General features: G+C 71.6%; 25 protein-coding genes. 16 read left to right on the top strand and 9 right to left on the bottom strand.

Annotated features, from left to right (window positions below; genetic code table 11):
* The first annotated feature begins 255 nt into the window (after positions 1-255).
* The 12 genes from ACZ6YG_RS04780 (at position 256) to ACZ6YG_RS04725 (ending at position 12,334) form a co-directional block, all read left to right on the top strand.
* Complete coding sequence (locus tag ACZ6YG_RS04780; protein WP_466017236.1) at positions 256-1,149, top strand: TIGR01777 family oxidoreductase; 894 nt, start codon at positions 256-258, stop codon at positions 1,147-1,149.
* Positions 1,150-1,183: 34 nt separating this feature from the next.
* Positions 1,184-1,921: a Type 1 glutamine amidotransferase-like domain-containing protein gene (locus tag ACZ6YG_RS04775; protein ID WP_148032838.1), complete on the top strand. Its 738-nt coding sequence runs from the start codon at positions 1,184-1,186 to the stop codon at positions 1,919-1,921.
* 38 nt (positions 1,922-1,959) lie between these two features.
* Complete coding sequence (gene lipB, locus ACZ6YG_RS04770; protein ID WP_148032839.1) at positions 1,960-2,652, top strand: lipoyl(octanoyl) transferase LipB; 693 nt, start codon at positions 1,960-1,962, stop codon at positions 2,650-2,652.
* Between the two features lie 75 nt (positions 2,653-2,727).
* On the top strand, positions 2,728-3,690 hold the full coding sequence (locus ACZ6YG_RS04765) for a M48 family metalloprotease (RefSeq protein WP_466017235.1): 963 nt from the start codon (positions 2,728-2,730) through the stop codon (positions 3,688-3,690).
* A gap of 49 nt (positions 3,691-3,739) precedes the next feature.
* Complete coding sequence (lipA, locus tag ACZ6YG_RS04760; protein WP_148032841.1) at positions 3,740-4,669, top strand: lipoyl synthase; 930 nt, start codon at positions 3,740-3,742, stop codon at positions 4,667-4,669.
* 265 nt (positions 4,670-4,934) lie between these two features.
* Entirely contained in the window at positions 4,935-5,894 is a 960-nt protein-coding gene (locus tag ACZ6YG_RS04755) for an AraC-like ligand-binding domain-containing protein (protein WP_271278492.1), read from the top strand.
* A 115-nt stretch (positions 5,895-6,009) separates the two neighbouring features.
* Positions 6,010-6,396, top strand: coding sequence for a VOC family protein (locus ACZ6YG_RS04750; protein WP_187281266.1), 387 nt, complete (start codon positions 6,010-6,012; stop codon positions 6,394-6,396).
* Positions 6,393-7,202 carry an alpha/beta fold hydrolase gene (locus tag ACZ6YG_RS04745; protein WP_466017234.1) on the top strand — a complete coding sequence of 270 codons (810 nt, stop codon included), beginning with the start codon at positions 6,393-6,395 and terminating at the stop codon, positions 7,200-7,202. The genes ACZ6YG_RS04750 and ACZ6YG_RS04745 overlap by 4 nt, the downstream gene beginning before the upstream one ends.
* Before the next feature lie 31 nt (positions 7,203-7,233).
* Entirely contained in the window at positions 7,234-9,600 is a 2,367-nt protein-coding gene (locus ACZ6YG_RS04740) for a beta-glucosidase (RefSeq protein WP_466017233.1), read from the top strand.
* Between the two features lie 93 nt (positions 9,601-9,693).
* On the top strand, positions 9,694-10,374 hold the full coding sequence (locus ACZ6YG_RS04735; RefSeq protein WP_148032844.1) for a DUF4191 domain-containing protein: 681 nt from the start codon (positions 9,694-9,696) through the stop codon (positions 10,372-10,374).
* Positions 10,374-11,153, top strand: a complete 780-nt coding sequence (locus tag ACZ6YG_RS04730) for a class I SAM-dependent methyltransferase (protein WP_466017232.1) — start codon at positions 10,374-10,376, stop codon at positions 11,151-11,153. The genes ACZ6YG_RS04735 and ACZ6YG_RS04730 overlap by 1 nt, the downstream gene beginning before the upstream one ends.
* Before the next feature lie 77 nt (positions 11,154-11,230).
* Entirely contained in the window at positions 11,231-12,334 is a 1,104-nt protein-coding gene (locus ACZ6YG_RS04725; protein ID WP_466017231.1) for an RNA-guided endonuclease InsQ/TnpB family protein, read from the top strand.
* Between the two features lie 63 nt (positions 12,335-12,397).
* Here ACZ6YG_RS04725 and ACZ6YG_RS04720 read toward each other — a convergent pair whose 3' ends face one another.
* From ACZ6YG_RS04720 to ACZ6YG_RS04710, 3 genes are read right to left on the bottom strand one after another with little or no spacing between them, the layout of a single operon-like run.
* Positions 12,398-13,351 carry a hypothetical protein gene (locus ACZ6YG_RS04720; protein ID WP_466017230.1) on the bottom strand — a complete coding sequence of 318 codons (954 nt, stop codon included), beginning with the start codon at positions 13,349-13,351 and terminating at the stop codon, positions 12,398-12,400.
* On the bottom strand, positions 13,348-13,953 hold the full coding sequence (locus ACZ6YG_RS04715; RefSeq protein WP_466017229.1) for a TetR/AcrR family transcriptional regulator: 606 nt from the start codon (positions 13,951-13,953) through the stop codon (positions 13,348-13,350). The genes ACZ6YG_RS04720 and ACZ6YG_RS04715 overlap by 4 nt, the downstream gene beginning before the upstream one ends.
* A 49-nt stretch (positions 13,954-14,002) precedes the next feature.
* On the bottom strand, positions 14,003-14,464 hold the full coding sequence (locus ACZ6YG_RS04710; protein WP_466017228.1) for an RDD family protein: 462 nt from the start codon (positions 14,462-14,464) through the stop codon (positions 14,003-14,005).
* An 89-nt stretch (positions 14,465-14,553) separates the two neighbouring features.
* Between ACZ6YG_RS04710 and ACZ6YG_RS04705 the strand changes: the two genes are divergently transcribed.
* A complete protein-coding gene (locus tag ACZ6YG_RS04705; RefSeq protein ID WP_219544698.1) occupies positions 14,554-14,853 on the top strand; it encodes a hypothetical protein in 300 nt (99 codons plus the stop codon).
* 85 nt (positions 14,854-14,938) lie between these two features.
* Positions 14,939-16,363, top strand: a complete 1,425-nt coding sequence (glnA, locus tag ACZ6YG_RS04700) for a type I glutamate--ammonia ligase (protein ID WP_148032849.1) — start codon at positions 14,939-14,941, stop codon at positions 16,361-16,363.
* 67 nt (positions 16,364-16,430) lie between these two features.
* On the opposite strand, the gene ACZ6YG_RS04695 is transcribed toward glnA, so the two are convergent.
* Entirely contained in the window at positions 16,431-17,249 is an 819-nt protein-coding gene (locus tag ACZ6YG_RS04695; protein ID WP_466017227.1) for a hypothetical protein, read from the bottom strand.
* Positions 17,250-17,506: 257 nt separating this feature from the next.
* Here ACZ6YG_RS04695 and ACZ6YG_RS04690 point away from each other — a divergent pair, with 257 nt between their 5' ends.
* The gene (locus ACZ6YG_RS04690) at positions 17,507-18,553 is read left to right on the top strand and encodes a trypsin-like serine peptidase (RefSeq protein WP_466017226.1); all 1,047 of its coding nucleotides are present in this window, start codon (positions 17,507-17,509) and stop codon (positions 18,551-18,553) included.
* An 89-nt stretch (positions 18,554-18,642) separates the two neighbouring features.
* Here the strand turns inward: ACZ6YG_RS04690 and ACZ6YG_RS04685 are convergent, their stop codons facing one another.
* Both ACZ6YG_RS04685 and ACZ6YG_RS04680 read right to left on the bottom strand, forming a co-directional pair.
* Positions 18,643-19,446: an SDR family NAD(P)-dependent oxidoreductase gene (locus tag ACZ6YG_RS04685; protein WP_466017225.1), complete on the bottom strand. Its 804-nt coding sequence runs from the start codon at positions 19,444-19,446 to the stop codon at positions 18,643-18,645.
* A gap of 137 nt (positions 19,447-19,583) precedes the next feature.
* The gene (locus tag ACZ6YG_RS04680) at positions 19,584-20,381 is read right to left on the bottom strand and encodes an SDR family oxidoreductase (RefSeq protein ID WP_148032852.1); all 798 of its coding nucleotides are present in this window, start codon (positions 20,379-20,381) and stop codon (positions 19,584-19,586) included.
* Between the two features lie 156 nt (positions 20,382-20,537).
* Between ACZ6YG_RS04680 and ACZ6YG_RS04675 the strand changes: the two genes are divergently transcribed.
* A complete protein-coding gene (locus ACZ6YG_RS04675) occupies positions 20,538-22,298 on the top strand; it encodes an ABC-F family ATP-binding cassette domain-containing protein (protein WP_466017469.1) in 1,761 nt (586 codons plus the stop codon).
* 10 nt (positions 22,299-22,308) lie between these two features.
* On the opposite strand, the gene ACZ6YG_RS04670 is transcribed toward ACZ6YG_RS04675, so the two are convergent.
* The 3 genes from ACZ6YG_RS04670 to ACZ6YG_RS04660 all read right to left on the bottom strand — a co-directional run bounded on the left by ACZ6YG_RS04670 (position 22,309) and on the right by ACZ6YG_RS04660 (position 24,430).
* Positions 22,309-22,824, bottom strand: a complete 516-nt coding sequence (locus ACZ6YG_RS04670) for a hypothetical protein (RefSeq protein WP_466017224.1) — start codon at positions 22,822-22,824, stop codon at positions 22,309-22,311.
* 367 nt (positions 22,825-23,191) lie between these two features.
* Positions 23,192-23,773, bottom strand: a complete 582-nt coding sequence (locus tag ACZ6YG_RS04665) for an NUDIX domain-containing protein (RefSeq protein WP_466017223.1) — start codon at positions 23,771-23,773, stop codon at positions 23,192-23,194.
* A gap of 108 nt (positions 23,774-23,881) precedes the next feature.
* Positions 23,882-24,430: a GNAT family N-acetyltransferase gene (locus ACZ6YG_RS04660; protein WP_397197206.1), complete on the bottom strand. Its 549-nt coding sequence runs from the start codon at positions 24,428-24,430 to the stop codon at positions 23,882-23,884.
* Between the last annotated feature and the right edge of the window lie 6 nt (positions 24,431-24,436).

The raw sequence follows: 24,436 nt of genomic DNA, 5'->3' as shown, positions 1-24,436 counted from the left end.
GCACCGTCGCGCCCGGCCCCTTCGCGCGTTCCCGAACGAACTTCGGGCACCCGGCACCAACCGCAGGACAAAGCTCCGACGGCAGGTGCCCCGGGGACCGCTTCGGCGCGGCTGCCGGACGCTCTCGGACCGCCGATCCGTGGGCACGGCGAGCACGGTCACGGGTCAGTGAGTGCGGCGGGCGCGGTTATGGGGTCGTCGGGAATCGCGCGGGAGGTGACGGCCGGCGGGAAGGCGGCGTCGTAGGGTGGTCGTATGGCGATCATCGTGACGGGGGCATCGGGGTTGCTGGGCGTGCCGCTGGTCGCCGCGCTGCGGGGCGCGGGCGAGCGGGTGGTCACTCTGGTGCGGCGCGAGCCCAGGAGCGGCGACGAGGCACTCTGGCGGCCCGCTGAGGGGGTGCTGGACCCGGCCGTCCTGGACGGCGCGAGCGCGGTGGTGCACCTGGCCGGGGCGCCGATCGCCGAGCGGCGCTGGACCGCCGCGTACAAGCGGGAGCTGGTGCGCAGCCGTGTCGACAGCACGAGGCTGCTGGTGCGGGCGATGAGAGAGGCGCGGCGGCCTCCGGGCGTGCTGGTCTCGGCGTCGGGGGTCGACTTCTACGGCGACACCGGCGACCGGGTGGTCGACGAGGGCGCGCCGGGCGGCAGCGGGTTCCTGCCGGAGCTGTGCGAGCGGTGGGAGGCGGAGGCGGCCGCCGCCGAGGGGTTCGGAGTGCGGGTGGCGCGGCTGCGGACCGGGCTGGCGCTGAGCGGGCGCGGCGGCGCGCTCGTCAGGATGCTGCCCGTCTTCAAGGCCGGTCTCGGCGCGCCGCTCGGCTCGGGCAAGCAGTACTGGTCGTGGATCAGCGAGCCCGACTGGGTGGGCGCGGTGCGCCACATCCTGGCGACGCCCGAGGTGGCGGGCCCGGTCAACATGGGCTCCCCCACGCCCGTCACCAACGCCGTCTTCACCCGGACGCTCGGCCAGGTCCTGCGCAGGCCGACGATGCCGATGCCGGTGCCGGGGTTCGCGCTGTCGCTGGGGCTCGGCGAGTTCGCCAAGGCGGGGCTGCTGCCGAGCCATCGCCTGCGGCCGGGGAAACTGCTGGACAGCGGGTACGAGTTCACCCATAGCGACCTCGCCGACGCGCTCCGCGCCGTACTGTAGTGAGCTGTTCCACCTTCGCTCCGGGAGACTCCGTATGACCAGGTCAGGCCAGTCGCACATCCTCGCGATCGGGGGCGGCTCGTTCCGCCCGACCGGCCGCTACGGTTTCATGGAGGCGAGCCCGCTGCTGCGCTACGGCCTCGACCTGACCGGTCAGGACCGTCCCAAGCTGGGCCTGCTCGCCACCGCTACCGGCGACGACGCCGCCTGGCTGCTGAAGATGTACGGCGCGTTCACCGGATGGGACGTCGAGGTCAGCCACCTGACCGTGTTCCCGATGCCGAACGTCGAGGACCCGGCCGCCTGGATGCTCGAACAGGACATGATCTACGTCAGCGGCGGCAGCGTGGCCAACCTGATGGCGCTGTGGCGGCTGCACGGGCTCGACGAGGCGTTCGCCGAGGCGTGGCGGGCCGGGGTGGTGCTGTCGGGGCAGAGCGCGGGCGCGCTGTGCTGGCACGTCGGCGGCAACACCGACTCCTTCGGCCCCGAGCTGCGGGCGTGGTCCGACGGGCTGGCCCTGCTGCCCTACTCGTGCGGCGTCCACTACGACTCCGAGCCGCAGCGGCGGCCGCTGCTGCACGAGTCGGTGGCGAGCGGCGAGCTGCCCGACGGCTACGCCGCCGACGAGGGCGTGGCGCTCCACTACGCCGGCACCGAGTTCATCCAGGCGGTCAGCTGCCGGCCCGAGGGTCACGCGTACCGCGTCGAGCATGACGGCGCCGGCGGGGTGAAGGAGTTCAGGATCGAACCTCGGCTGCTGACATCCTGAATTACCCTACAAGGGTGAGGGAACGGCACAATGGACCCATGCGCCCCATCAACGGGGTCGATCCCCACAGCCTCGCCATCGTCCGTCTAGGCGTCGACGTCCCCTACGAGCAGGCCTGGTCGCTGCAGCGCTGGGTGCACGGCAAGCGGGCCGCCGGAGAGCTCGGCGACACGCTGCTGGTCCTTGAGCACGCGCCGGTCTACACCGCCGGCAAGCGGGCCGCCGCGCACGAGCGTCCGGCCGACGGCACGCCGGTCATCGACGTCGACCGGGGCGGCCGGGTGACCTGGCACGGCCCCGGCCAGCTCGTCGCCTATCCGATCGTCGCGGTCTCGGACGTGGTCGACTACGTGTGCCGGCTGGAGGAGACGATGATCCAGGTGTGCGCCGACTTCGGCGTCACCGCCAGGCGGGTCAAGGGGCGTCCCGGGGTGTGGGCCGCCGGGGACGCCAGCCTGGGCCTGCCCGACCGGCAGCTCGGAGCGGTGGGCATCCGGGTCTCGCGCGGGGTGTCGATGCACGGGTTCGCGCTCAACTGCGCGAACGACCCCCGGTGGTTCAACCGGATCGTGCCGTGCGGGCTGCCCGACGTGGGCGTCTCGACGCTGTCCGCGGAGACGGGCCGGCGCATCGTGGCCGAGGAGGTCATGCCGATCGCGGAGAAGCGCCTGGCGGAGGCCCTCGGCCGCGAGCCGTACGACCTCCACGAGGAGGATCTCCTGCGCCGCTGACCTCCCCTGGTCTGACCCCGCGGATCAACCCTCGGGCCCTTACCCGGCCGGGGCGGCGGTGCCTATGATCAGGGCGTGAAACGCGCCGCCGCCTTTCTCATCGCCCTTCTGGTGCACGCGCTGACGCTCGCCTTCATCGTGCTGGGCGCGCGCACGATCGTGGTCAACGCCGAGTTCGTCTTCGGCTGGCTGATCGGCGGGCTGCTGATCGGCATCGGGTGGCTGCTGCGTCCGCGCCTGGCGCGCGTGCCCGCCGACGCCGAGATGCTCGGCCGGGAGGACGCCGCCGAGCTGTACGCGACGGCCGGGCGGGTCGCGTCCCGGATCGGGGTCAGGCCGCCGGACCTGGTGGCGGTCAGGGATCTCGCGACCGAGACGTCTTACCGGAGAGTGGGGCTCAGGCGCACGCCGGTGCTCCTGGTGGGGCTGCCGGTGTGGCTGGCGCTGAGCCCGCGGCAGCGCGTGACCCTGCTGGCGACGGCATACGCGGGCGAGGCGACCGGCGACGACCTGGTGGTGGGCGGCGCGCTGTCGACGCTGGGCGAGTGGCGGCAGGCGCTGCTGGGCTCCGCGCCGCTGACGGCGCGCGAGGAGGCCCGCGACAAGTTCACCGGTACGCTCGGCGCGCTCCACACGCCGGACACGAGCTACGAGGTGGCCGGGTGGATCGGCCGGGTGATCGGCCGGGTGCTGGGCGCCCCGGTGCTGCTGGTGGAGTACGCGCTGACCCGGCTGGCCCGTTCGGGCGACGGGCGGGCGCGCGAGCGCAGGCTGGCGCTGGCCGCGAAGGCGGTCACGCCCGAGGAGGTGGCGGAGCTGGAGGAGCTGATCGCCGCCGGCGGCTACCTCGCGCCGATGCAGGCGGCCGCGCTGCGCGGCGAGACCGTGCCCGCGATCAGGCGCGACGCGCTGGCCCGCGCCGACCGGCCGGGGCCCGCGCGTTCCCCGCTGCTGGGCGAGGTGGAGTCCGGGCGCATCGACGAGGAGTTACTCGCCCACTACACCCGCGCGGTGCGCGGTTTCGGGCTCATCGCCTGATCCACGCCCCTGGCGAGGGCCATGCGGGCGGGAGACGTAAGCTGGCAGGGTGACCGTTGCTCCTGAAGGCCGAAAGCTCCTCCGCCTGGAGGTGCGCAACGCCGAGACCCCTATCGAGCGCAAGCCCCCGTGGATCAAGACCAAGCTGAAGACGGGCCCCGAATACACCGAGCTGAAATCGCTCGTGCGCCGCGAGGGCCTGCACACGGTCTGTGAAGAGGCGGGCTGCCCCAACATCTACGAGTGCTGGGAAGACCGCGAGGCGACGTTCCTCATCGGCGGCGACCAGTGCACCCGCCGCTGCGACTTCTGCCAGATCGACACCGGCAAGCCCAAGGAGTACGACCGCGACGAGCCGCGCCGGGTGGCCGAGTCCGTCCAGCAGATGGGCCTGCGCTACGCGACCGTGACCGGCGTGGCCCGCGACGACCTGCCCGACGGCGGGGCCTGGCTCTACGCCGAGACCGCGCGGCAGATCCACGCGCTGCTGCCCGGTTGCGGCGTCGAGCTGCTCGTGCCCGACTTCAACGGCGACCGCGGCCAGCTGGAGGAGGTCTTCTCCAGCAAGCCGGAGGTGTTCGCGCACAACGTCGAGACCGTGCCGCGCATCTTCAAGCGGATCCGGCCCGCGTTCCGCTACGACCGCTCGCTGAAGGTGATCACGACGGCCCGCGAGGCCGGGCTGGTGACCAAATCCAACCTCATCCTCGGCCTGGGCGAGACCCGCGAGGAGGTGCTGGAGGCGATGCGCGACCTCCACTCCGCCGGCACCGACCTGCTCACCATCACGCAGTATCTCCGGCCGACCCCGCGCCACCACCCGGTGGAGCGCTGGGTCAAGCCGGAGGAGTTCGTGGAGCTGCAGCGGGAGGCCGAGGAGATCGGCTTCGCCGGCGTCCTGTCCGGCCCGCTGGTCCGCTCGTCGTACCGCGCGGGCAAGCTCTACCAGCAGGCGATCGCCGCCCGCCAGACGGCCTGACCGCGCCGCCAGCGCGGCGTGTTCGCGGCGTCATCGCGCCGTCTTCGTGGCGTGGTCGCGGCGTCGTTCGCGGCGTCCTTGGCGGCGTGATCGCGGCGTCGTTCGCGGCGTCCTTGGCGGCGTGATCGCGGCGTCGTTCGCGGCGTGATCGCGGCGTCGTTCGCGGTGGCCACGTGGCGTCGGAAGCCCCGGGCGGGGTCCCGGGGCTTCCGCGTTTCCCCGATCCGGTCGCCGCGCTACCGTGAGCGTCGGAAGGGGGCGAGACGTGGCCATTCTGATCCGGACCGGGGACGTGCCGCCGGGGCAGCGGCTCGACGCCTGGCGCAGCGTGGTCTGCGACACGCTCGGCCCGCTCGACTTCCACATCGCCCGCGGCACCCCGCTGCGGGGGCAGATCGAGGCCGGGCAGCTCGGCCCGATCGGCGTCGGCAAGGTGGAGACCTCCACGCCCCACAGCGTGCACCGCACGGCGGGCCTGATCCGGCGTGACAGCCCCGAGCTCTACCGGCTGGTGCTGGCCGTGTCGGGCAGCCCGATCCTGTCGCAGGACGGCCGCTCGGTCCGGCTGGCCCCGGGCGGGTTCGCCCTCTACGACTTCACCCGGCCCTACGAGCTGGCCTACGACGCGGCGGTGCGGCTGGCGGTGTTCAGCTTCCCGCGCGAGCTGCTGTCGCTGCCCGCCGGCGCGGCCACCTCGATCACCGCCGTGCCGATCCCGGCCGGCGAGGGCACCGCCGCGCTGGCCGCGCCGCTGCTGCGCCGGGTGGCGCTGGACCTGGAGACCTACCGGCCGGCCAGCGCCGCGCGGCTGTCCACGGTGGTGATGGATCTGGTGGCCACCGCCGTGGCCGAGCGCGTGGACCGGCTGGACGAGGTGCCCGAGCGGGCCCGGCAGGAGGCGCTGACGGCGCGGGTGCACGCCTTCATCGAACGCCATCTGGGTGATCCCGGCCTGGACCCGGCCGCCGTGGCCGCCGCCTGTCACGTGTCGCCGCGCTCGCTGCACCGGGTGTTCGAGGCCCGCGACACGACGGTGGCGGGCTGGATCCGCCATCGGCGGCTGGAGCGCTGCCGCCGCGACCTGGCCGATCCGGCGCTGGCGGGCGTGCCGGTCAGCGCGGTGGCGGCCCGCTGCGGGCTGCCCGACCCGGCCCACTTCAGCCGTCTGTTCAAGCGCGCGTACGGGGTGCCGCCGGCCGAGTACCGGCGGGCGAGCCTGCGGTAGGCGCGCATCGTCAAGGGGGTGGCGCGCAGATCCAAGACCGGGGCCGCCGCGATCCGCAGACTGGTCCCATTCCCGCGAGAACGCGGGAACCCCCTGACGAGGATGGAGTCCGGTCATGCAGCTCTTCGTGAACCTGGCGGTCAAGGATCTCGACCGCTCGAAGGAGTTCTTCACCGCGCTCGGTTTCGCCTTCTTCGGCATGGCCGACGACATGGCGTCCGTGATGATCAACGACGGCGCGCAGGTCATGCTGCTGACGGAGCCGGTGTTCGCCGGCTACGCGGCCAGGGAGCTCGCCGACCCGGCCAAGACGACCGAGGCGATCCTGGTCATCGGCCTGGAGAACCCGGCCCAGGTGGACGAGCTGACCGAGAAGGCCGTCGCCGCCGGCGCCACCCCGCTGGGCCCGCCCCGGCAGGACGACTTCCGCTACCAGCGGGCCTTCGCCGACCTCGACGGCCACCACTGGGAGGCGCTCTGCCTGGCGCAGCCGGCCGGATGAGCACCGTGACGCTGACGGGCACGGCGGTCTCGGCCGACGGGACCGCCATCGCCTACGACCGCCACGGCTCGGGACCGGCCGTGGTCCTGGTGCACGGCGCGTTCGCCGGCAGGGGTCACCCCACGCTGGCGGGCGTGGCGGCGGGGCTGGCGCCGTGGTTCACCGTGTACGACTACGACCGGCGCGGGCGGGGAGGCAGCGGCGACACCTCCCCGTACGCGGTGGAGCGCGAGATCGAGGATCTGGCCGCGGTCGTCGGGGCGGCGGGCGGGCGGGCGATGGTGTTCGGCGGGTCGTCGGGCGGCGCGCTGGCGCTGGAGGCGGCGGCCCGGCTGCCGGAGGTCACCAAGCTGGCGGTGTGGGAGCCGCCCTACCACGTGACCGCCGACGCCCCCGTACTGCCGCACGACTTCGCCGCCCGGCTCGACGCCCTGGTCCGGGAGGGGCGGCGGGGGGACGCGGCCGAGCTGTTCATGGTGGCGGCGGCCGAGGTGCCGCGGGAGGCCGTGGCGCTGATGCGGGCCGACCCGTCCTGGCCGGAGGTGGAGGCCGTCGCGCACACGCTGGCGTACGAGGCGGCCGTCATGGGACCGGGCAACGCGCTGCCGGCCGCCCGGCTGGCCGAGGTCACGCAGCCGGCGCTGGTCATGAACGGCGACGCCGGCCCGGCGTGGATGGCGGCGGCCGCGCGGGCCGTGGCGGGGCGCGTTCCTGGCGCCGTCCACCGGGTGCTGGAGGGGCAGGCGCACGCCGTGGCCCCGGAGGCCCTGCTGCCCGAGCTGCTGGAGTTCTTCGTGGTGGCGTGACCCCGGCCGCCGGGCCGCCGACACTGTGATCGTGGACTTCGACGACGTGATCAGCGGGCTGGACCTGCGTACCAAGGTCAGGATGTTGACCGGCGCCTCCATGTGGGCGCTGCACCCGGTGCCGGAGATCGGCCTGGACCGCCTGGTGATGAGCGACGGGCCGATCGGCGTGCGCGGCGAACGGTGGAGCGCTGCCAGCCCGTCGATCGCGCTGCCGAGCCCCACCGCCATGGCCGCCACCTGGGACGTGGGGCTGATCCGGCGGGTGGGCCGGCTGCTCGCCCAGGAGGCCCGGCGCAAGGGCGTGCACGTGCTGCTCGCGCCGACCGTCAACCTGCACAGGTCGCCGCTGGGCGGGCGGCACTTCGAGTGCTTCTCCGAGGATCCGCACCTGACGGGCGAGGTGGCGGCCGCGTACGTGGAAGGCGTGCAGGAGGGCGGGGTGGCGACCACCCCCAAGCACTTCGTGGCCAACGACTCCGAGACCGAGCGGTTCACGGTCAGCGTCGAGGTGTCCGCGCGGGCGCTGCGCGAGCTGTACCTGCGGCCGTTCGAGCGGGTCGTCCAGGCCGGCGCGTGGGGTGTCATGACGGCCTACAACGCGGTCGGCGGCGTCACGATGAGCGAGCACGCCGATCTGGTGCACGGGGTGCTGAAGGACGAATGGGGCTTCGACGGTCTCGTGGTGTCCGACTGGACGGCGGTGCGCACCACCGAGGCCGCCGCGCTGGGCGGCACCGACGTGGCCATGCCGGGCCCGCACGGGCCGTGGGGCGACAAGCTGGAGGAGGCGGTGCGCGCGGGGCGGGTGCCGGAGTCGCTGATCGACGACCGGGTGCGCCGTGTGCTCCGCCTGGCCGAGCGCACGGGCGCGCTGGGCGGGCCGCCGCCCGCCGCGGCCGGTGAGGTCATCGACGGGGTGGCGCTGGCGCGTGAGGTGGCCGCGCGGAGCTTCACCCTCCTGAAGAACGACGGGCCGCTGCTTCCGCTGTCCGGCGTGCGGTCCGTGGCGCTGATCGGGTCGGCGGCCAGGGAGGCCAGGGTGATGGGCGGCGGCAGCGCCCAGGTGTTCCCCGCCCGCTTCGTCTCCCCGCTGGACGGCCTGCGCGGGCGTGGCGGCGTCGAGGTCCGGTACGCGCGGGGCACCGATCCGCGCGTCCGCCTGTCCCCGCTGGCGGTCTCGGCCACCGCGGCCTTCCTGGACGCCGGCGGCCGGGTCCTGGCCGAGCATCCGCTGCCGGCGGCCGAGGGGCGCTGGATCGGCGAGACCCCGCCCGGAGTGGACGCCGACCGGCTCGCGGCGGTCCGGCTGCGCGCCGCGTACACGCCGGAGACCGGAGGGCGGCACGAGCTGTCGGTGGCCGGCGCGGGCGCGTACACGCTGTCGCTGGACGGCCGGGTGCTGCTCGACGAGACGCTGACCCCCGGCGGCGACGACCCGGCCGCGCTGCTGTCGCCGCCGGAGCGGCGGGTGACCGCCGATCTGGACGCGGGCGTCACGTACGAGCTGGAGGTCCTGCACCGGACGGCCGGGTTCAGGGGGATGGTGTTCATCGTGTGCGTGCTCGGCCACGCCGAGCCGTCGCCCGGCGAGGACGAGCTGCTCGCCGAGGCGGTGCGGGTGGCGGCCGGCAGCGACGTGGCCGTGGTGGTGGCCGCCACCACGCCGGAGGTGGAGAGCGAGGGCTTCGACCGCGGGGACCTGGTGCTGCCGGGCCGCCAGGACGAGCTGATCGCCGCGGTCGCCGCCGCCAACCCGCGCACCGTCGTGGTGGTGAACGCGGGCTCGCCGGTGGAGATGCCGTGGCTGGACTCGGTGGCGGCGGTGCTGCTCACCTGGTTCCCGGGGCAGGAGGCGGGGGCGGCGCTGGCGGACGTGCTGTTCGGCGACGCCGAGCCGGGCGGGCGGCTGCCGACGACCTGGCCCGCCCGGCTTGCCGACGCGCCGGTGGTGAACGTGACTCCGGACCGCGGTGTCATGGTCTACGACGAAGGGCTGTTCATCGGGTATCGGGCGTGGGAGCGGAGCGGGCGCGCGCCGGCGTTCTGGTTCGGGCACGGGCTCGGTTACACCACCTGGTCGTACGACTCGATCTCCGGCGGGAGCGGGTCGGTGACCGTGCGCGTGACCAACACCGGCGGGCGGCGCGGCCGGGAGGTCGTGCAGGTCTACGCCGCGCCGGTCACGCCCGATCCGGGGCGCCCGGCCCGGTGGCTGGCCGGGTTCGCGGTGGTGGAGGCCGAGCCGGGGCAGAGCGTGACCGCCGTCGTGGACGTGCCTGACCGTACGTTCGAGGTCTGGGACGGGCGGGGGTGGCGCGTCGCGTCCGGGGAGTACCTGCTGGAGGCCGCCCGCCACTACGCCGACCGGAGGCTTTCGGCGACGGTCAAGGTCTGAGAGTCAGGATTCGGCAAAAAGATCGCGGTCGCGGCGAGGCTGCCTGGCGGCCGCGTTCTCCGTCCTGTCCGGTTCGTTTGTATCCTTCCTTCCATGGCGAAGTCCAAGGACCCAGAGAAGCCGGGGCGCATCAAGCAGCTCCGCATGATCGCGCAGATCATCAAGCAGTCCAATCCCAAGGGGATGCCGATCGTCTTCCTCTCGGCGGTCGGCACGCTGGCTGTGGTGGTCGTGATCGGTCTGGTCACGGACTATCTGTGGTATTCGATCTTCCTGGGCATCCTGCTGGCGTTCACCGTCGGCCTGGTGGTGTTCGGGCAGCTCGCGCAGCGGGCGCAGTATTCGCTGCTGCACGGCCAGACCGGCGCCGCCGCCGCCGTGCTGCAGGGCATGCGCGGCAACTGGCAGGTCACCCCGGCCATCGCGGTCAACCGCGACCAGGACCTGGTCCACATGGTGGTGGGCTATCCGGGCGTCATCCTGGTGTCCGAGGGGCCGGGCAACCGCACGGCCCGCATGCTCGCGGCGGAGAAGAAGCGCATCGCCCGCGCGGTGCTGGGCGTGGAGATCTATGACGTCCAGTGCGGTGACGGCGAGGGCCAGGTCCCGCTGGCCAAGCTGCAGCGCCACATCATGAAGCTGCCGCGCAACCTGAAGAAGCCCTCGGTCAACGAGGTGAAGGACCGCCTGCGGTCCCTGCCGAAGAACATGCCGATGCCCAAGGGTCCGATGCCCAAGGGCGCCCGCATGCCGCGCGGCCCCAAGATGCGCTAGTGCCGTCCCTGTCGTCGCGGGCCAACCGCGGCTGGTGGGACGGCAACGCCGACGACTACCAGGCGGAGCACGGCGCGTTCCTGCGCGACGCCGGCTTCGTGTGGTGCCCTGAGGGCGTCGACGAGGCCGACGCCCGGCTGCTCGGCGAGGTGTCCGGGCGCGACGTGCTGGAGATCGGCTGCGGCGCCGCGCAGTGCGCCCGCTGGCTGGTGACGCGGGGTGCGCGGGTGGCCGCCTTCGACCTGTCGCGCGGCCAGTTGCTCCACTCGCGCCGCATCGACGAGGAGACCGGCGTGCGGGTGCCGGCGATCCAGGCCGACGCCGAGTCGCTGCCGTTCGCCGCGGAGAGCTTCGACGCGGCCTGCTCGGCGTACGGCGCGCTGCCGTTCGTGGCCGACCCGGCGGCGGTCCTGCGCGAGGTGCGCCGGGTGCTGCGGCCGGGCGGCCTGTTCGTGTTCTCGGTCAGCCACCCGATCCGTTGGGCGTTCCCCGACGACCCGGGCCCGCGCGGGCTGACCTCCGACCGCTCCTACTTCGACCGCAGCCCGTACGAGGAACGCGACGAGCACGGCACCCTCACCTACGCCGAGCACCACCGCACCATGGGCGACTGGGTGGGCCTGCTGGCCGCCTCCGGGCTCGCCATCACCGGGCTGCTGGAGCCCGAGTGGCCCGAGGGGCACGACCGGGTGTGGGGCGGCTGGAGCCCGTTGCGGGGCCGCCACCTGCCCGGCACCGCCATCTTCAGCGTGCATTCGCCAGGAGCCCCCGGGCTTTAGCCCTGGGAAGGAATGGCGTTCGGCCCGCACGGTTGTTCGATTGCCGATAAGTTCACTACGTGAAATTTGTTGTGCAGGTGCGGCTGTTCCCCACGCCCGCCCAAGAGGCGGCGCTGGTTGACACCCTGAACCTGTGCAACCGCGCGGCGAACGAGGTGTCGCGCATCGCGTGGGACACCAAGACGTTCCGGAACTACGATCTGCGCAGGCACACCTACATTTGGTGCAAGAACATGGGTCTGTCCGCCCAGCCCGCCCAGCACGTGATCAAAAAGGTGACCGACGCCTACACGACCGTACGCGCCCAGGTGAGGGCCAACCTCCGCAAACCCCTGGACAAGCCCATCAGGTTCCGCAAGGACTCGGCGCAGCCGTTCGACGACCGGTGCCTGTCCTGGCAGATCCCGGACCGCACCGTGTCCATCTGGACCACCAGCGGCCGAACGAAAGGCATCCGGCTCGGCTGTTCCGACGAGCAGGCCAGAATGCTGGCGGCCTACCGCAGGGGCGAGTCTGACCTGGTCCACCGCGACGGCCTGTGGCTTCTGATCGCCACCTGCGACGCCCCGGACGCCAACGTCACCGAACCCCATGCGTTCATCGGTGTTGACCTCGGCATCGCCAACATCGCCACCACCTCGGACGGGACCCGCCACTCAGGGAAAGCGCTGACCGCGGTCCGTCACCGCAACCGGGAACTGCGGCGGCGACTCCAGGCCAAGCGGACTAAATCTGCCAGACGCCTGCTGAAGGCACGGCGGCGCAAGGAGGCCCGGTACGCCCGGGACATCAACCATGTCATCTCCAAGAGCATCGTGACCGAGGCAGAACGCACCGGGCGCGGGATTGCCCTGGAAGACCTCCAGGGCATCCGCGATCGGGTACGGCTTCGCAAGCCCCAGCGGGTCACGCTGCACTCGTGGAGCTTCCACCAGCTCGGAAGCTTCATCGGCTACAAGGCGGCACGCGCCGGGGTCGCGCTGGTCCACGTCGACCCGGCCTACACCTCTCAGGAGTGTTCAGCCTGCGGGCTCATGGACAAACGGAACCGGCCGGACCAGGAAACCTTCTGCTGTACGTCGTGCGGCTTCGCTGAGCACGCCGACGTCAACGCAGCCCGCAACATCGCCTCGCGCGGTGTCACGGGCTGGGCTGCCGTCATGCAGCCGAACGCGGCCTGAACCCTCACCACCAGTGAGCGGCGAGGAGCTGCAAGCCCCCGGCTTCGGACTTTAGCCGTGGGGTCATGGCCTGCGCGCGTATCTAGCGGCCATGGCGTGGAAGGCCGCCTTCGGCTCCCAGCGCGTCTCGTCGAGCATCCTGACGACGCCGTACGAGCCGAGGTCGGCCTGATCGTCCCGGCCGATCCTGGTGAAACCGGCGAAGGTGAACCACAGGGCCGTCTCGACGCCCTCCTGCTCGAAGACGTCGAGCAGCTCGTCGAGATAGCGGACCTGCTCGTCCTCGTCGGGCACCGCGCCTTCGGGCACCAGGTAGGCCGAGCCGCCCCGCTCGCCGGCGCCGCGGTAGGCGCAGGTGCCGAACTCGGTCACGGCCACCGGCTTGCCCTGCCCGGAGCGGGCGCGCAGCTCGTCGCGGAAGGTCTCGGCGTTGTAGGCGGCGCGGTAGGCGTCGAGGCCGACGACGTCGAACGGGGTCCAGTCGACGAACTCCCAGGGCGCGGAGGCGTAGGTGATCCTGCCGCCGAACAGCGGCCGGACCGTGGCCGCGACCTCGGCCAGGTAGGAGTCCAGGCGTTCGGTGATCGCCGGGATCTCCCTGCTCCACCATTCGGGGGACGCCTCGGTGAGTGATCCCAGGCGCTCGCCGTACGTCTCCCCCGGCATGAAACCGGACAGGAACGCGCTGGCCTCGCAGCCCGCCACCAGCACCACCTCGGCGCCGCCCGCGCGCAGCTCCTCCGCCTTCGTGGCGCACTCCGCCAGCATCGGCAGGGTCTCCTCGGGGGTGAGGTCGACCGGGAACGGCGCGTACCAGACCTCCAGCCCGGCGGCTGCGGCCTCCTCGGCGGCGACGGCGAGACGGGCGGGGTCGCCGCCGGAGACGCGGACGGCCCGGCAGCTCAGCTCGCGGGCGATCACCTGGAGGTCGCGCCGGACGGTGTCCCGGTCGAAGGCCTTGCGGCTGCGGTCGGGCTCGGGCAGGAAGCCGGTGTCATAGTTGATGCCCTTTTTCATGATTTGTCCTTACCAATACCGTCTTGGAGTTGGTCGAAGGCGAGCTCCACGTCGGAGGCGAGCATCCGGCCCGCCTCCTCCAGCGGCGTCCCGGACGCCAGCCGCTGGAAGAACGCCTCCTCGACCGTGGTGATGACGGCGGTGATCTGGGCGGCCATGAGCTGCGCGGCCGTCTCCGAGCCGGCCGTGTCCCGCAGCGCGGCGGCCAGCTCGTGACGCTGCCCCATGTGCGCCTGGTAGACGCCCGCCATGAGCACCGGCGTGGACGCGATGACCCTGACCTGGGCGAGCATCCGGCCGACGTCGCGGGGACCGTCGGCGGCCAGCGCGGCGTAGTGGGCGCGCAGCGCGTCCAGGGGCGTCTGGCCGGGCGGCCGCCGGGCCACGATCGAGGCGAGGTCGTCGTGTATGCCGTCGAGAGCCAGGCAGTCCTTGCTGGGAAAGTAGTTGAACAGGGTGACCTTGGCGACCCCGGCCGCCTCGGCGATCTCGCTGACCGTCACCGCGTCGTACCCGCGCTCCGCGAACAGCTCCAGCGCGACGCCCGCGATGCGCCGCCGGGTCTCTTCCTTCTTGCGCTCGCGCAAACCCGCCATCATCATGACGGCAGCGTAAACCGTACTCAGTACAAAAGTAAACCCGGTACGGTTTTCACATGTGGACGACCACGGTGTTCGACACGCGGTCGTGCAGGCCGCGGTGGTCGCGGTCGAAGATCAGCGCCGGCAGGGCCAGCACGAGCAGCACCGTGCGCACCAGCACCGGGAACAGGCGGGGGTCGCCGCCGTCCATCGCCGCCACCCGGATGCCGGCCAGCCGGTGGCCGAACGTCTGCCCCATGAACCCGACCAGTACCACGTACTGCACGGCGAACACGATCGCGGGCACCCACGGCTGCTCGGCCGTGCTGATCCCGAGCAGCAACTGCGTGATCGCCCACGTGCAGATCATCCAGTCGATGACCAGGGCGGCGATCCTGCGCCCCCAGCCGGAGACGGACCCGCTGCCCTCCTCCGGCAGCCCGAGGCGCTGCCCCGGATAACCGAGATCGACCCCGGCGGACCGGAGCCCGCCCAGCCAGGTCTGCGTCCACCGCGGCTCGTTGCTGCTCATGTGTCAAAGGTATCCGCCGGTGGGGGCGGTCGGGATCGTGACCCGTCCGCGCTTCCGTGACGCGGGTGGTCCGGCGCATGATGGAGGCCATGCCGTACGGGGACGACTTGGACGCGCGCTTCCACGAACTGGTCGCGCAGTTCAGCGAGGAGGAGCGGCGCAGGCTGAGCGCCGCGGCGAGCAAGGGCGCCCGCCCGCGCCGGCGCCGGCGCGTGGGACGGGTCTGGTACGCGTTCGCGGCCGTGCTGGCGGTGGTCGTGGCGGCCCTGCTGATCGTCGCCGTCCGCCCCGACCTGCTCTCCCCCGCCCCCGAGCCGGCCGCGGAGTCGCCGTCACCGGTCCTGCGCGCCCACGTTCCGGGCCCTTCTGGGGACGTGAACGCCGCGTAACACATGCGAAACAATCGAGACACCATGCGGAAACGGCCGCGCCGTACCTTCACGGGTGATAGCCCGTCCCCAGGGAGGTTCGAGAGTGTTCAACTCCGCCGACGACGTCCTGAAGTTCATCAGGGACGAAGGGGTGCAGTTCGTCGATGTCAGGTTCACCGACCTGCCGGGGACGACTCACCACTTCACCTTCCCGGTCGAGAACTTCGGCGCGAACGTCTTCTCTGACGGCCTCATGTTCGACGGCTCGTCGATCCGCGGTTTCCAGGCGATCCACGAGTCCGACATGCTGCTCCTGCCGGACCCGTCGTCCGCCGTGGTCGACCCGTTCCGCCAGCACAAGACGCTCAACATCAACTTCTTCGTGCACGACCCGCTGACCGGCGAGGCCTACAGCCGCGACCCGCGCAACGTCGCCCGCAAGGCCGAGGAGTACCTCAAGGGCACCGGCATCGCCGACACCGTCTTCTTCGGGCCCGAGGCCGAGTTCTACATCTTCGACGACGTCCGCTTCGAGACGAAGTCCAACGCGGGCTACTACTACATCGACTCCATCGAGGGCGCCTGGAACACCGGCAAGGCCACCGAGGGCGGCAACCTGGGCTACAAGCCGCGCTACAAGGGCGGCTACTTCCCGGTGCCGCCGATGGACCACTTCACCGACCTGCGCTCGGAGATGGTCCGCAACCTCATCGAGTGCGGCATCGACGTCGAGATGCAGCACCACGAGGTGGGCACCGCCGGTCAGGCGGAGATCGACTTCAAGTTCGGCACGCTGCTCAAGACGGCCGACAACCTGATGCTCTACAAGTACATCATCAAGAGCACGGCCATGGAGTACGGTCACACCGTCACCTTCATGCCCAAGCCGATCTTCGGTGACAACGGCTCCGGCATGCACTGCCACCAGTCGCTGTGGAAGGACGGCTCGCCGCTCTTCTACGACGAGGTCGGCTACGCGGGCCTGTCCGACACCGCCCGCTACTACATCGGCGGCCTGCTCAAGCACGCCCCGTCGCTGCTGGCCTTCACCAACCCGACGGTCAACTCCTACCACCGGCTGGTGCCGGGCTACGAGGCACCGGTCAACCTGGTCTACTCGCAGCGCAACCGTTCGGCCTGCGTCCGGATCCCGATCACGGGCTCCAACCCGAAGGCCAAGCGCATCGAGTTCCGCGTGCCCGACCCGTCCTGCAACCCGTACTTCGCCTTCGCCGCCATGCTGATGGCGGGGCTCGACGGCATCCGCAACAAGATCGAGCCGCCGGAGCCCGTCGACAAGGACCTGTACGAGCTCCCGCCGGAGGAGGCCCGCTCGGTCCCGCAGGTGCCCGGCTCCCTCACCGACGTGCTCAACGCCCTGGAGGAGGACCACGACTACCTGCTCGAAGGCGGCGTCTTCACGCCCGACCTGATCGAGACGTGGATCTCCTACAAGCGCGAGAACGAGGTCGACCCGATCCGGCTGCGCCCGCACCCGCACGAGTTCGAGCTCTACTACGACGTGTGATCGGTTACCGCGCGGTGAGCTGCACGCTCACCGCGCGGTTTCCGTCTGGGTCCCGCCATCGCCGTGTTCAGTCGTGGTCGGGAAAGACCAGCTCATCGCGCGTAGCCACCTCTTCGGCGGGGGGCGGCTCGATGTGGATCGCGTCGCCCCAGCCGGAGAACCGCACATCGGCGGTCGTGAGGCTGCGGTCTTCGACGTTCCAGGGGTATTCGGGCTCGTCATACCGCGTCTGGCACCTGCGTACGAGCTGATCCGGACCGAGCCACAGCCGCCACTTCACGGGCAACTTGGCGTAGCTCGCGTAGCGTCCTGTGGGCTTCTCGAAGTCGCCCACCCATAGACGCGGATTCAGCTTGTACAGCTTGCCGATGGTGGTGCTGCCCTCGTGGAGAGTGGTGCGGGTGCCGTCGTAGACGCCGGCGGGCCGCTTGGCCGTCGTGGTGGACAGCACGTGCCGGAGAGTGGCGGGATCGCTCAGCCTGATCTTCCCGCATTCCAGGTACAGCTCGTTCTTCTCGGTGTCCAGAATCCAGGACTTGCCCTCCGGCAGGTAGGCAGGGCGGTCGGGATACCAGCCGTAGGAACGACCCGGGAAGACGACGGCCCGGGAGGCACCGTCGGCTGAGGGCTTCGAGGGGCGGAAATCGAGGGCCACGATTCCACCGCCACCGAACTCGTAGGCGGACCGCGATCGGCTGGTGACGTGGTCCTTCTTCGGACCCCAGACAATTCGGTAGACCGAACTCGCCCGCACCCCGCCATGACCGTCGAGCTGCCGCTTCAGCGCCGCGACCGGATCTGGACGGGTAACGGCTCCGGCGTGCGGGCCGATGACCGGGATCGATGCTGTCAGCACGAGAGCCAGCCCGATCGCCCATCGACCCATGCTCATGCACTCCCCGCTCGATGCCGTGCCGTCCGGAACGAAGGCTGTGGGAGATCTTCGCGATCGAAGATCTCAACGCTGTCACGGACGGATTCCGGCGGAGCCCGCAGGTCGGTGACTCCTCGTCTGACAGTGGTTGATGGCGCCGCGCAAAAATCGTTGATCCTTACGAGGCCGACAGGTAGCGTCTGCGATCAGTGGCGATCACCTGTTCGAATTTTCGCCCTCTGTCCGGCCCGCAGATCTGGAGATGCGAGATGAAGCGAACACTGAGTCTGTTAACTGTCGGTCTGCTGGTCTCCGGTCTGGTGACCGCACCGGCTGGGGCTTCCAGCGTGGTGACCGATCCTCTGGCCTCTTCCCAAGCGGCCGCTGCTGAGATCGCGGCGTTCTGGCTCGGCGATGGCGGGGCCCATCTGATGAACGCCACTCCGTACAACGTCCGGACCGCCGTCGACAAGGTCCTTCCCATCAGCGGCATCCCCGCGGACACCAAGCCCGGCACTATCCCGCCGACGCCCCCGTCCACCTCCGATCCGGCGAAGGCCAAGGCGCCCGGCACCTCGGGCAAGGTGTTCTTCGTCGGCGCCGACGGTCAGCCGCACTGGTGCACCGGCACCGCCGTGCAGTCGCAGTACCGCAACCTCGTGGCCACCGCAGCGCACTGCGTGTACGACACCCAGCGTTCCTACGCCACCCTCGACAAGTGGGTCTTCGTTCCCGGCTACTCCGGTGGCACGACTCCGTGGGGTCTCTACGTCGGAAAGCAGGTTTCCGGCCATTACGACTTCACCACCTACGACGACTACGACCGCGACTACGCTTTCGTCAACGTCTACGGCGGCGTCGTCTCCTCTGCCTCAGGCGGGTTGACCAACTTCGGAAGGCTGGTCGACAACGTCGGCGGCCAGGGGCTGGCCTGGAGCCAGCCGCTGGGCTCCTCGGTCGACGTCTTCGGCTATCCCGCCGGCCCCCATCCCGACGGCACCCGGCCGTACACGGGTGAGACCATCGAATCGTCCAGGGGTGACACAAGCGCCGTAAGGGTTCCCAGCTTGAAGGCGGAGGAACTCATGGCCGTGGATTCCCGGTTCACCGGTGAAGGGGCCCTCGGCTCCTCCTGGCTGTTGCGCTATGACAAGGCCAGCCGCATGGGGTACCTCAACGGCATCACCATCAGCGTCGCCGACACCGATGGCAGCCTGCGTTACGACACGAGCTTCTCTCCCTACTTCGACGGCGAACTGGCCAGCGTCTACTCCGCCGCCGGCGCTGTGTGGACCGGCTCGGTCCTGCCCGCGTAACGGACCCTGACGGCCAGGTCCACGGCATTCGGAAGGCCATCGAGGACGCGATCGATGGCCTTCCGCGTCCGGCCGCGTCGCCGGATCCGTCAGACCTGCTTGAGGAAGCCCGCGTCCACGGCGAGGTCCGCGCCGGTCGTGGCGGCCGAGCGGGGCGAGGCCAGCAGGGCGATCGCGTCGGCGACCTCCTGGGGGTCGACCAGCCTCGGGATCGACAGGTTCATCATCTCCGGCGCCAGCCGGTCCAGCACGGAGTCACGGTCGGCGCCCGCCTGTCCGGCGATGATGTCGGCCGCGCCGCCCTCCTCGGTCCACCACGCCGTGCGCACCGGTCCAGGAGAGACCGTGTTGACGCGGATGCCCTGCGGGGCGTACTCCTCCGACAGCGCCTTGGTCACGTTGTTCAGGGCCGCCTTGGCCGCGCTGTAGTCGACGTTCATCGGGGCGGGGAGCCGTGCGGAGCCCGACGAGACGTTGACGATCGAGCCGCCGCCGCGCGCCAGCATCGGCGGGATGGCGGCCCGGACGAAGCGCACCACCGCGAACAGGTTGAACTCGAACATGGCCCGCCAGTCCTCATCTGCGGGTGCCATGAAGGAGAAGCGCGGCAGGGCAACCCCGGGCGGCGGGCCACCGGCGTTGTTCACCAGGATGTCGAGCCCGCCGAACTCCTCCACGGCCCGCGCCACGGCCTGGCCGGGCGCCTCGGGGTCCATCAGGTCGACCGGCACGTGGAGCAGGTCGCCGCCCAGTTCCGCCAGCTCGGGGCTGGTCTTGCGGGAGACGGCCACGACACTGGCCCCCTCACCGAGCAGGGTGCGGGTCACGGCCAGGCCGATGCCCTTGGACGCGCCGGTGACGATCGCGACGCGGCCGGACAACTGCAGATCCATAGGTGTTCCTTCGCCGTAGGGGCCCTCCGGACGGCCGGAGGGTTTCCATCGCGGAACACGCTAGGTGCGGGCCCCCGACGCGGGCTGGCGACGTTCGGACCGGTGTTTCCGGCGGGCTTCGGACCCGCATCCCCCGCTCAGAGGCCGTAACGGCCGAGCACGTCCCGCTTGCGGCCGGTGAGGAACTTGCGGGCCATCCGGCCGGTGGTGAGCCAGGCGATGACGTCGCCGTTCCCCGTGCCGGCCAGCATCCTGCCGACCAGGTACGGAGCGACCTCGTCGACGTGGTCGCAGAGGATGTTGAGGAGCTTGCGCTGCTTGGCCACCTGCTCGGGGGCGGCGGCGGCCTCGCGCAGCCAGCCCTCGGTGATGAGCATGCCGGGGCTGACCTGCCCGACCCGTACGCCGGTGCCCGCGACCTCCTTGGCCAGCGCCCGGGTGAAGGAGTCGAGGCCGCGCTTGGTGGCCGAGTAGACGCCCATGCCGGGACGGATCCGGCCGTCGCTGCCGCCGCCGAGGATGTTGAACACCTGGCCGCCGCCCTGAGCGAGCATGCCGCGTACCGCGACCTGGGAGCCGTAGACGGTGCCGAGCATGTTCGTGGTGACCATCGCGCGGACGTCGCCGGGCGCGGTCTCGACGATGGGGCGGGTGGTGTTGGCGACGCCGGCGTTGTTGATCCACAGGTCCACGCCGCCGAGTGCGTCCACCGCGGTGGCCCACAGCTTCTCGACCTGCTCGGGGTCGGTCATGTCGACGGCGCACCCGTGCACGGCCGCGCCTTCCGCCGCCTCCGGGCGCAGTCGCGCCACGGCCTCGTCCACCGCCGCCCTGGTACGGCCCGACACGACCACGGAGTGCCCGCGTCGGAGCAGTTCGCGGGCGAGAGCGAACCCGAGCCCTTTGGTGCTGCCGGTGACGACTGCCTTCCGCATGGCCGCTCCCTGGAGGGTGGGGAATCGGCGTTGATCTTACGCCGCCGCCTTCTCCTCGGATAGACCTGAGACGAGACGTTGCGTCTTGAAGGACGTGACGCTACTCTCTCATGAGACGGATCGTCTCGTCTCACTGGAAGCGAGGAGGTGGGCCTCATAAGTACCGCTGCCCAACTGTCACTGGCCGAGATCACGAAGCGATACGACACCCGCGTCGTCCTGGACCGCGTGTCGTTCGCCGTCAAGCCCGGCGAGCGGATCGGGGTGATCGGCGACAACGGGTCGGGCAAGTCCACGCTGCTCAGGCTCATGGCGGAGGAGGAACAGCCGACCAACGGTGAGCTCGTGGTCGTCGCGCCCGGCGGCGTCGGATACCTGCCGCAGACGCTCGCGCTGCCGCCGCACGTGACCGTCGCGGAAGCCGTCGACCTGGCGCTGGCCGACCTTCGGGAGCTCGAAGCCCGCATGCGGGCGGCCGAGCGGTCACTCGGGGAGGAGTCCTCTCCGGATCTGGACGTGTACGCGGAGCTGGTGGCGGAGTTCGAGACCCGGGGCGGCTACGAAGCCGACGTCCGGGTGGATGTCGCGCTGCACGAACTCGGGCTGCCCGGGCTGGACCGGAGCCGCCCGCTGGGCACGCTGTCCGGCGGCGAACGCGCCAGGCTGGCTCTGGCCGCCACGCTGGCGTCCGACCCCGAGTTGCTGCTGCTCGACGAGCCGACCAACGACCTGGACGACCGGGCCGTGTCCTGGCTCGAACAGCGCCTGCGCGCCCATCGGGGCACGGTCGTGGCGATCACGCACGACCGGGTGTTCCTGGAGCGGGTGACCACCGCCATCCTGGAGGTCTCCGGCGGGCAGGTGCGCCGCTACGGCGACGGGTACGCCGGATATCTCTCGGCCAAGGCCGCCGAACGCGCCGCGCAGGCGCGGGCCCACGAGGAGTGGAAGACGGAGCTGGACCGGCATGCCGGTCTGGTGGCGGCCAACGCGGGCCGGTTGGCCGTGATCCCGCGCAAGACGCCCAAGGCGGGCATGGGCACCGGGGCGTGGCGTGCGCGCTCGCGTACCCACGGGGCCTCCCGGCGCATCCGCCAGTCCCAGCAGCGGCTGCGCCGGCTCACCGACCACCCGGCGCCGCCGCCGCCCGAACCGCTGCGCTTCACCCCCACCCTCGCCGCCGGGGGTGCCCGCGAGGGTGCGGAGGTGGCCGCGCTCGACGGCGTGGTGGTGGCGGGACGGCTCCAGCTCGACTCCCTGACCATCAGGGCCGGCGAGCGCCTGCTCGTCACCGGCCCGAACGGGGCCGGCAAGACCACGCTGATGCGCGTGCTCGCCGGCGAACTGCTGCCCGACGCGGGCGAGGTACGGCGGAGCGGCCGCACCGGACTCTTCCGCCAGGACGACCCGGACACAGACGCACGGCGGACAGAACGGTTCGGGTCCTTCCGCGAGCACATTCCGGACGACGGTGACACGCGGCGGAGCCGACGGGTCGCGTTCCTCGGGGAGGACGAGCCGGACAGGCGTGACGCGCGGCGGACCAGGGATGTGCTGGTGAGGGCCGAATGGACCGTGTTGCGGGCCTATGCGCACGGGCGGGCCGGGAGTCTGGATGAGCACGCGGACGCGCTGCTGGCTCTGGGGCTGTTCGGGCCGGCCGACCTGGGGCTGCGTCTGGGAGAGCTGTCGTATGGGCAGCGGCGCAGGGTCGAGCTGGCGCGGCTGGTGAGCGAGCCCGTGGACCTGCTGCTGCTCGACGAGCCGACCAACCACCTGTCGCCGATGCTGGTGGAGCAGATGGAGGAGGCGCTGGAATCGTTCCCCGGCGCGCTGGTGGTCGTGACGCACGATCGGCGCCTGCGGGCCGGGTTCACCGGCTCCCGTCTGGAACTCGCCGACGGCGTGCCGTCATGACGCCCGGATGTCAGTCGTCGGCGGCGACCAGGAGTGACAAGGTCCCGGCGGTCCGATCGACGAGGACCAGCTCGTGGAAGTCGATCTGGACCCCGCCCCAGTCGTGGAACGCCCCACGGCCGAGGTCCTTCAACCGGTACAACTCGGTGGCGTCCGCGAGCAGCGGGTGGACCTCGTCCTCCAGCCGGGCGGACAGAGCCGCCGGAAGCGGCCCGAACTGGCCCGCCCAGCCGCGCAGAACGGCGTGCGCGGCCGCCCCGTCGACCTGCTCGTACGCGGCCGGGCTCAGGTTCCGCAGCCAGTAGGGGCCGTGCCGGAGCCCTGCGACCTCGACTCCTCCCCCGGCGTAGTCGTCCCGGTACTGCTCATGCCCGACCAGGTCAGCCAGGAGACGGTCGCCGGCGACGTCCCGGCGGGACAGGCCGAACCGCTTGACGTCGATCCAGCGGAACGCGTGGTCCTCGAAGTAGAACGCGCTGAAGTTGATGAAGATCTGATCCCTGTACGTGAGCGTCCCGTCCGTCACGCCGGAAACGATAACGCGGGGCGGTCACGGCGCGGCTGCCGTACATCGAGAACGCAGGTAGCCCCCGACAGCGGCGGCGAGGAGCGCGCCCGGCCCCCAGAACACGCACGCGGACAGCCCTTCCAGCGGCGAGGCGAGGGTGACATCCGGTGGACGATCGCAGGCCGGTTCGCCTTCGCCGAATGGGGTGCCTGGGTGCCGGAGTGCTCCTGGCCGATCTGGGGCGCCGCGCCGGCCGCTGCCGCCTGCGGCGCGAGGCCGACGCGGTGGGTGGTCGGCGCGTTGCCCGATGGGCGCGCGGGTGCCGATCCGGCACGTCGTAGCCGCCGGCCGCCCGTGGGGGATGCCCGCCTTGTCGCGTCTCGGCTCAGGGCTCATTCGTGCTTTCGCCCTGTGCGACTCGCGGAGGTGTCGAAGACAGGATCGCCGCGATGCCGCGTACGAGGCGGTCGGTGAGCAGTCCGGCGGGATCGCGCCAGGCGAGGGACCCGGCCTGCGGCGTGATCCGGGCATGCAGCGTCCGGAAGGCGAAGCGGAAGTCGGCGTGCTGGTGCGAGGGCACACCCCTGGCGGGGTCGGCGGGGATCTCGTGGACCTCGATGTCCACAGGGACGGCCTCGGCCGGGACGACGACCTCCGCCCGGGGAACACCCGTCCCCGCTTCCAGCTCGCGCAGGGCGGCGTCGCACAGGCTGTCGTCCGAGGGCTCCACGTGGCCGCCGGGCAGGAGCCAGCGGTCCTGCGCGCTGTGGCGGATCATCAGCACCCGGCCGGAGCCGTCGATCGCGACGGCGCTGGTGGTGACGTGCAGGGGCAGGGTCTCGCGCGAGGCGAGGTCCTGCTCGCGGTCGAGCGCCTGCGCCAGCATGACGGCGTCGGCGGCGCGGCCGGGGTGAGCGCCGAGATAGCGCGTCAGCACGGCGACGATCTCCCTGCGGGTCACGGTCATGGCCCTATGGAAGTGGGTCGGCCGGGTGCCCGCAATCGACTGCCGGACAGTGGCGGAAAGCTCCCACATGCCCGTCGCGCCACTTCTGACACGGAATCATGCTTATGGTCAAGGGGTGGGACGAACGACCCCAGCAGCGCTGATCCGGTAGAGAACGTGCGGGCGGAGCGGATGGCCTTCCGGGATCATGCTGTGGTCGAAGTCGTCGGCCGGGTCGCGGGTCATGCCGAGCCGCCGCATCACCGCCTGGGAGCGCACGTTCAGGACGGCCGTGATCGACACGATCTCCTCCAGCCCGGCCTCGCCGAACCCGTGAGCGAGCGCCCGCCGGCCGGCCTCGGTGGCGTAGCCGTGTCCCCACGCCGAGCGGGCCAGCCGCCAGCCCACCTCGACGGCGGGCGTGAACGGCGCCTCGAACGTCTGCAGGGCAAGCCCGGCGAACCCGATGAACTCCCCCGTCTCCCGCACCTCCAGCGCCCACAACCCGTACCCGTGCTCGTCGAACCGCTGCTCGATCCGGTCCACGAGGGCGTCGCTCTCGGCCCGGGTCATCGGGGCGGGGAAGTGTTCCATCACCCGCGGGTCGGCGTTGAGCGCCGCGAACGGCTCCCGGTCGCTCTCCCGCCACCTGCGCATGATCAGCCGCTCGGTCTCCATCCCCGA

It is taken from the genome of Nonomuraea sp. NPDC054003 (assembly GCF_055585125.1).
The sequence above is the reverse complement of the archived record's forward strand: the minus strand, read 5'-3'. Positions and strand labels throughout refer to the sequence as shown.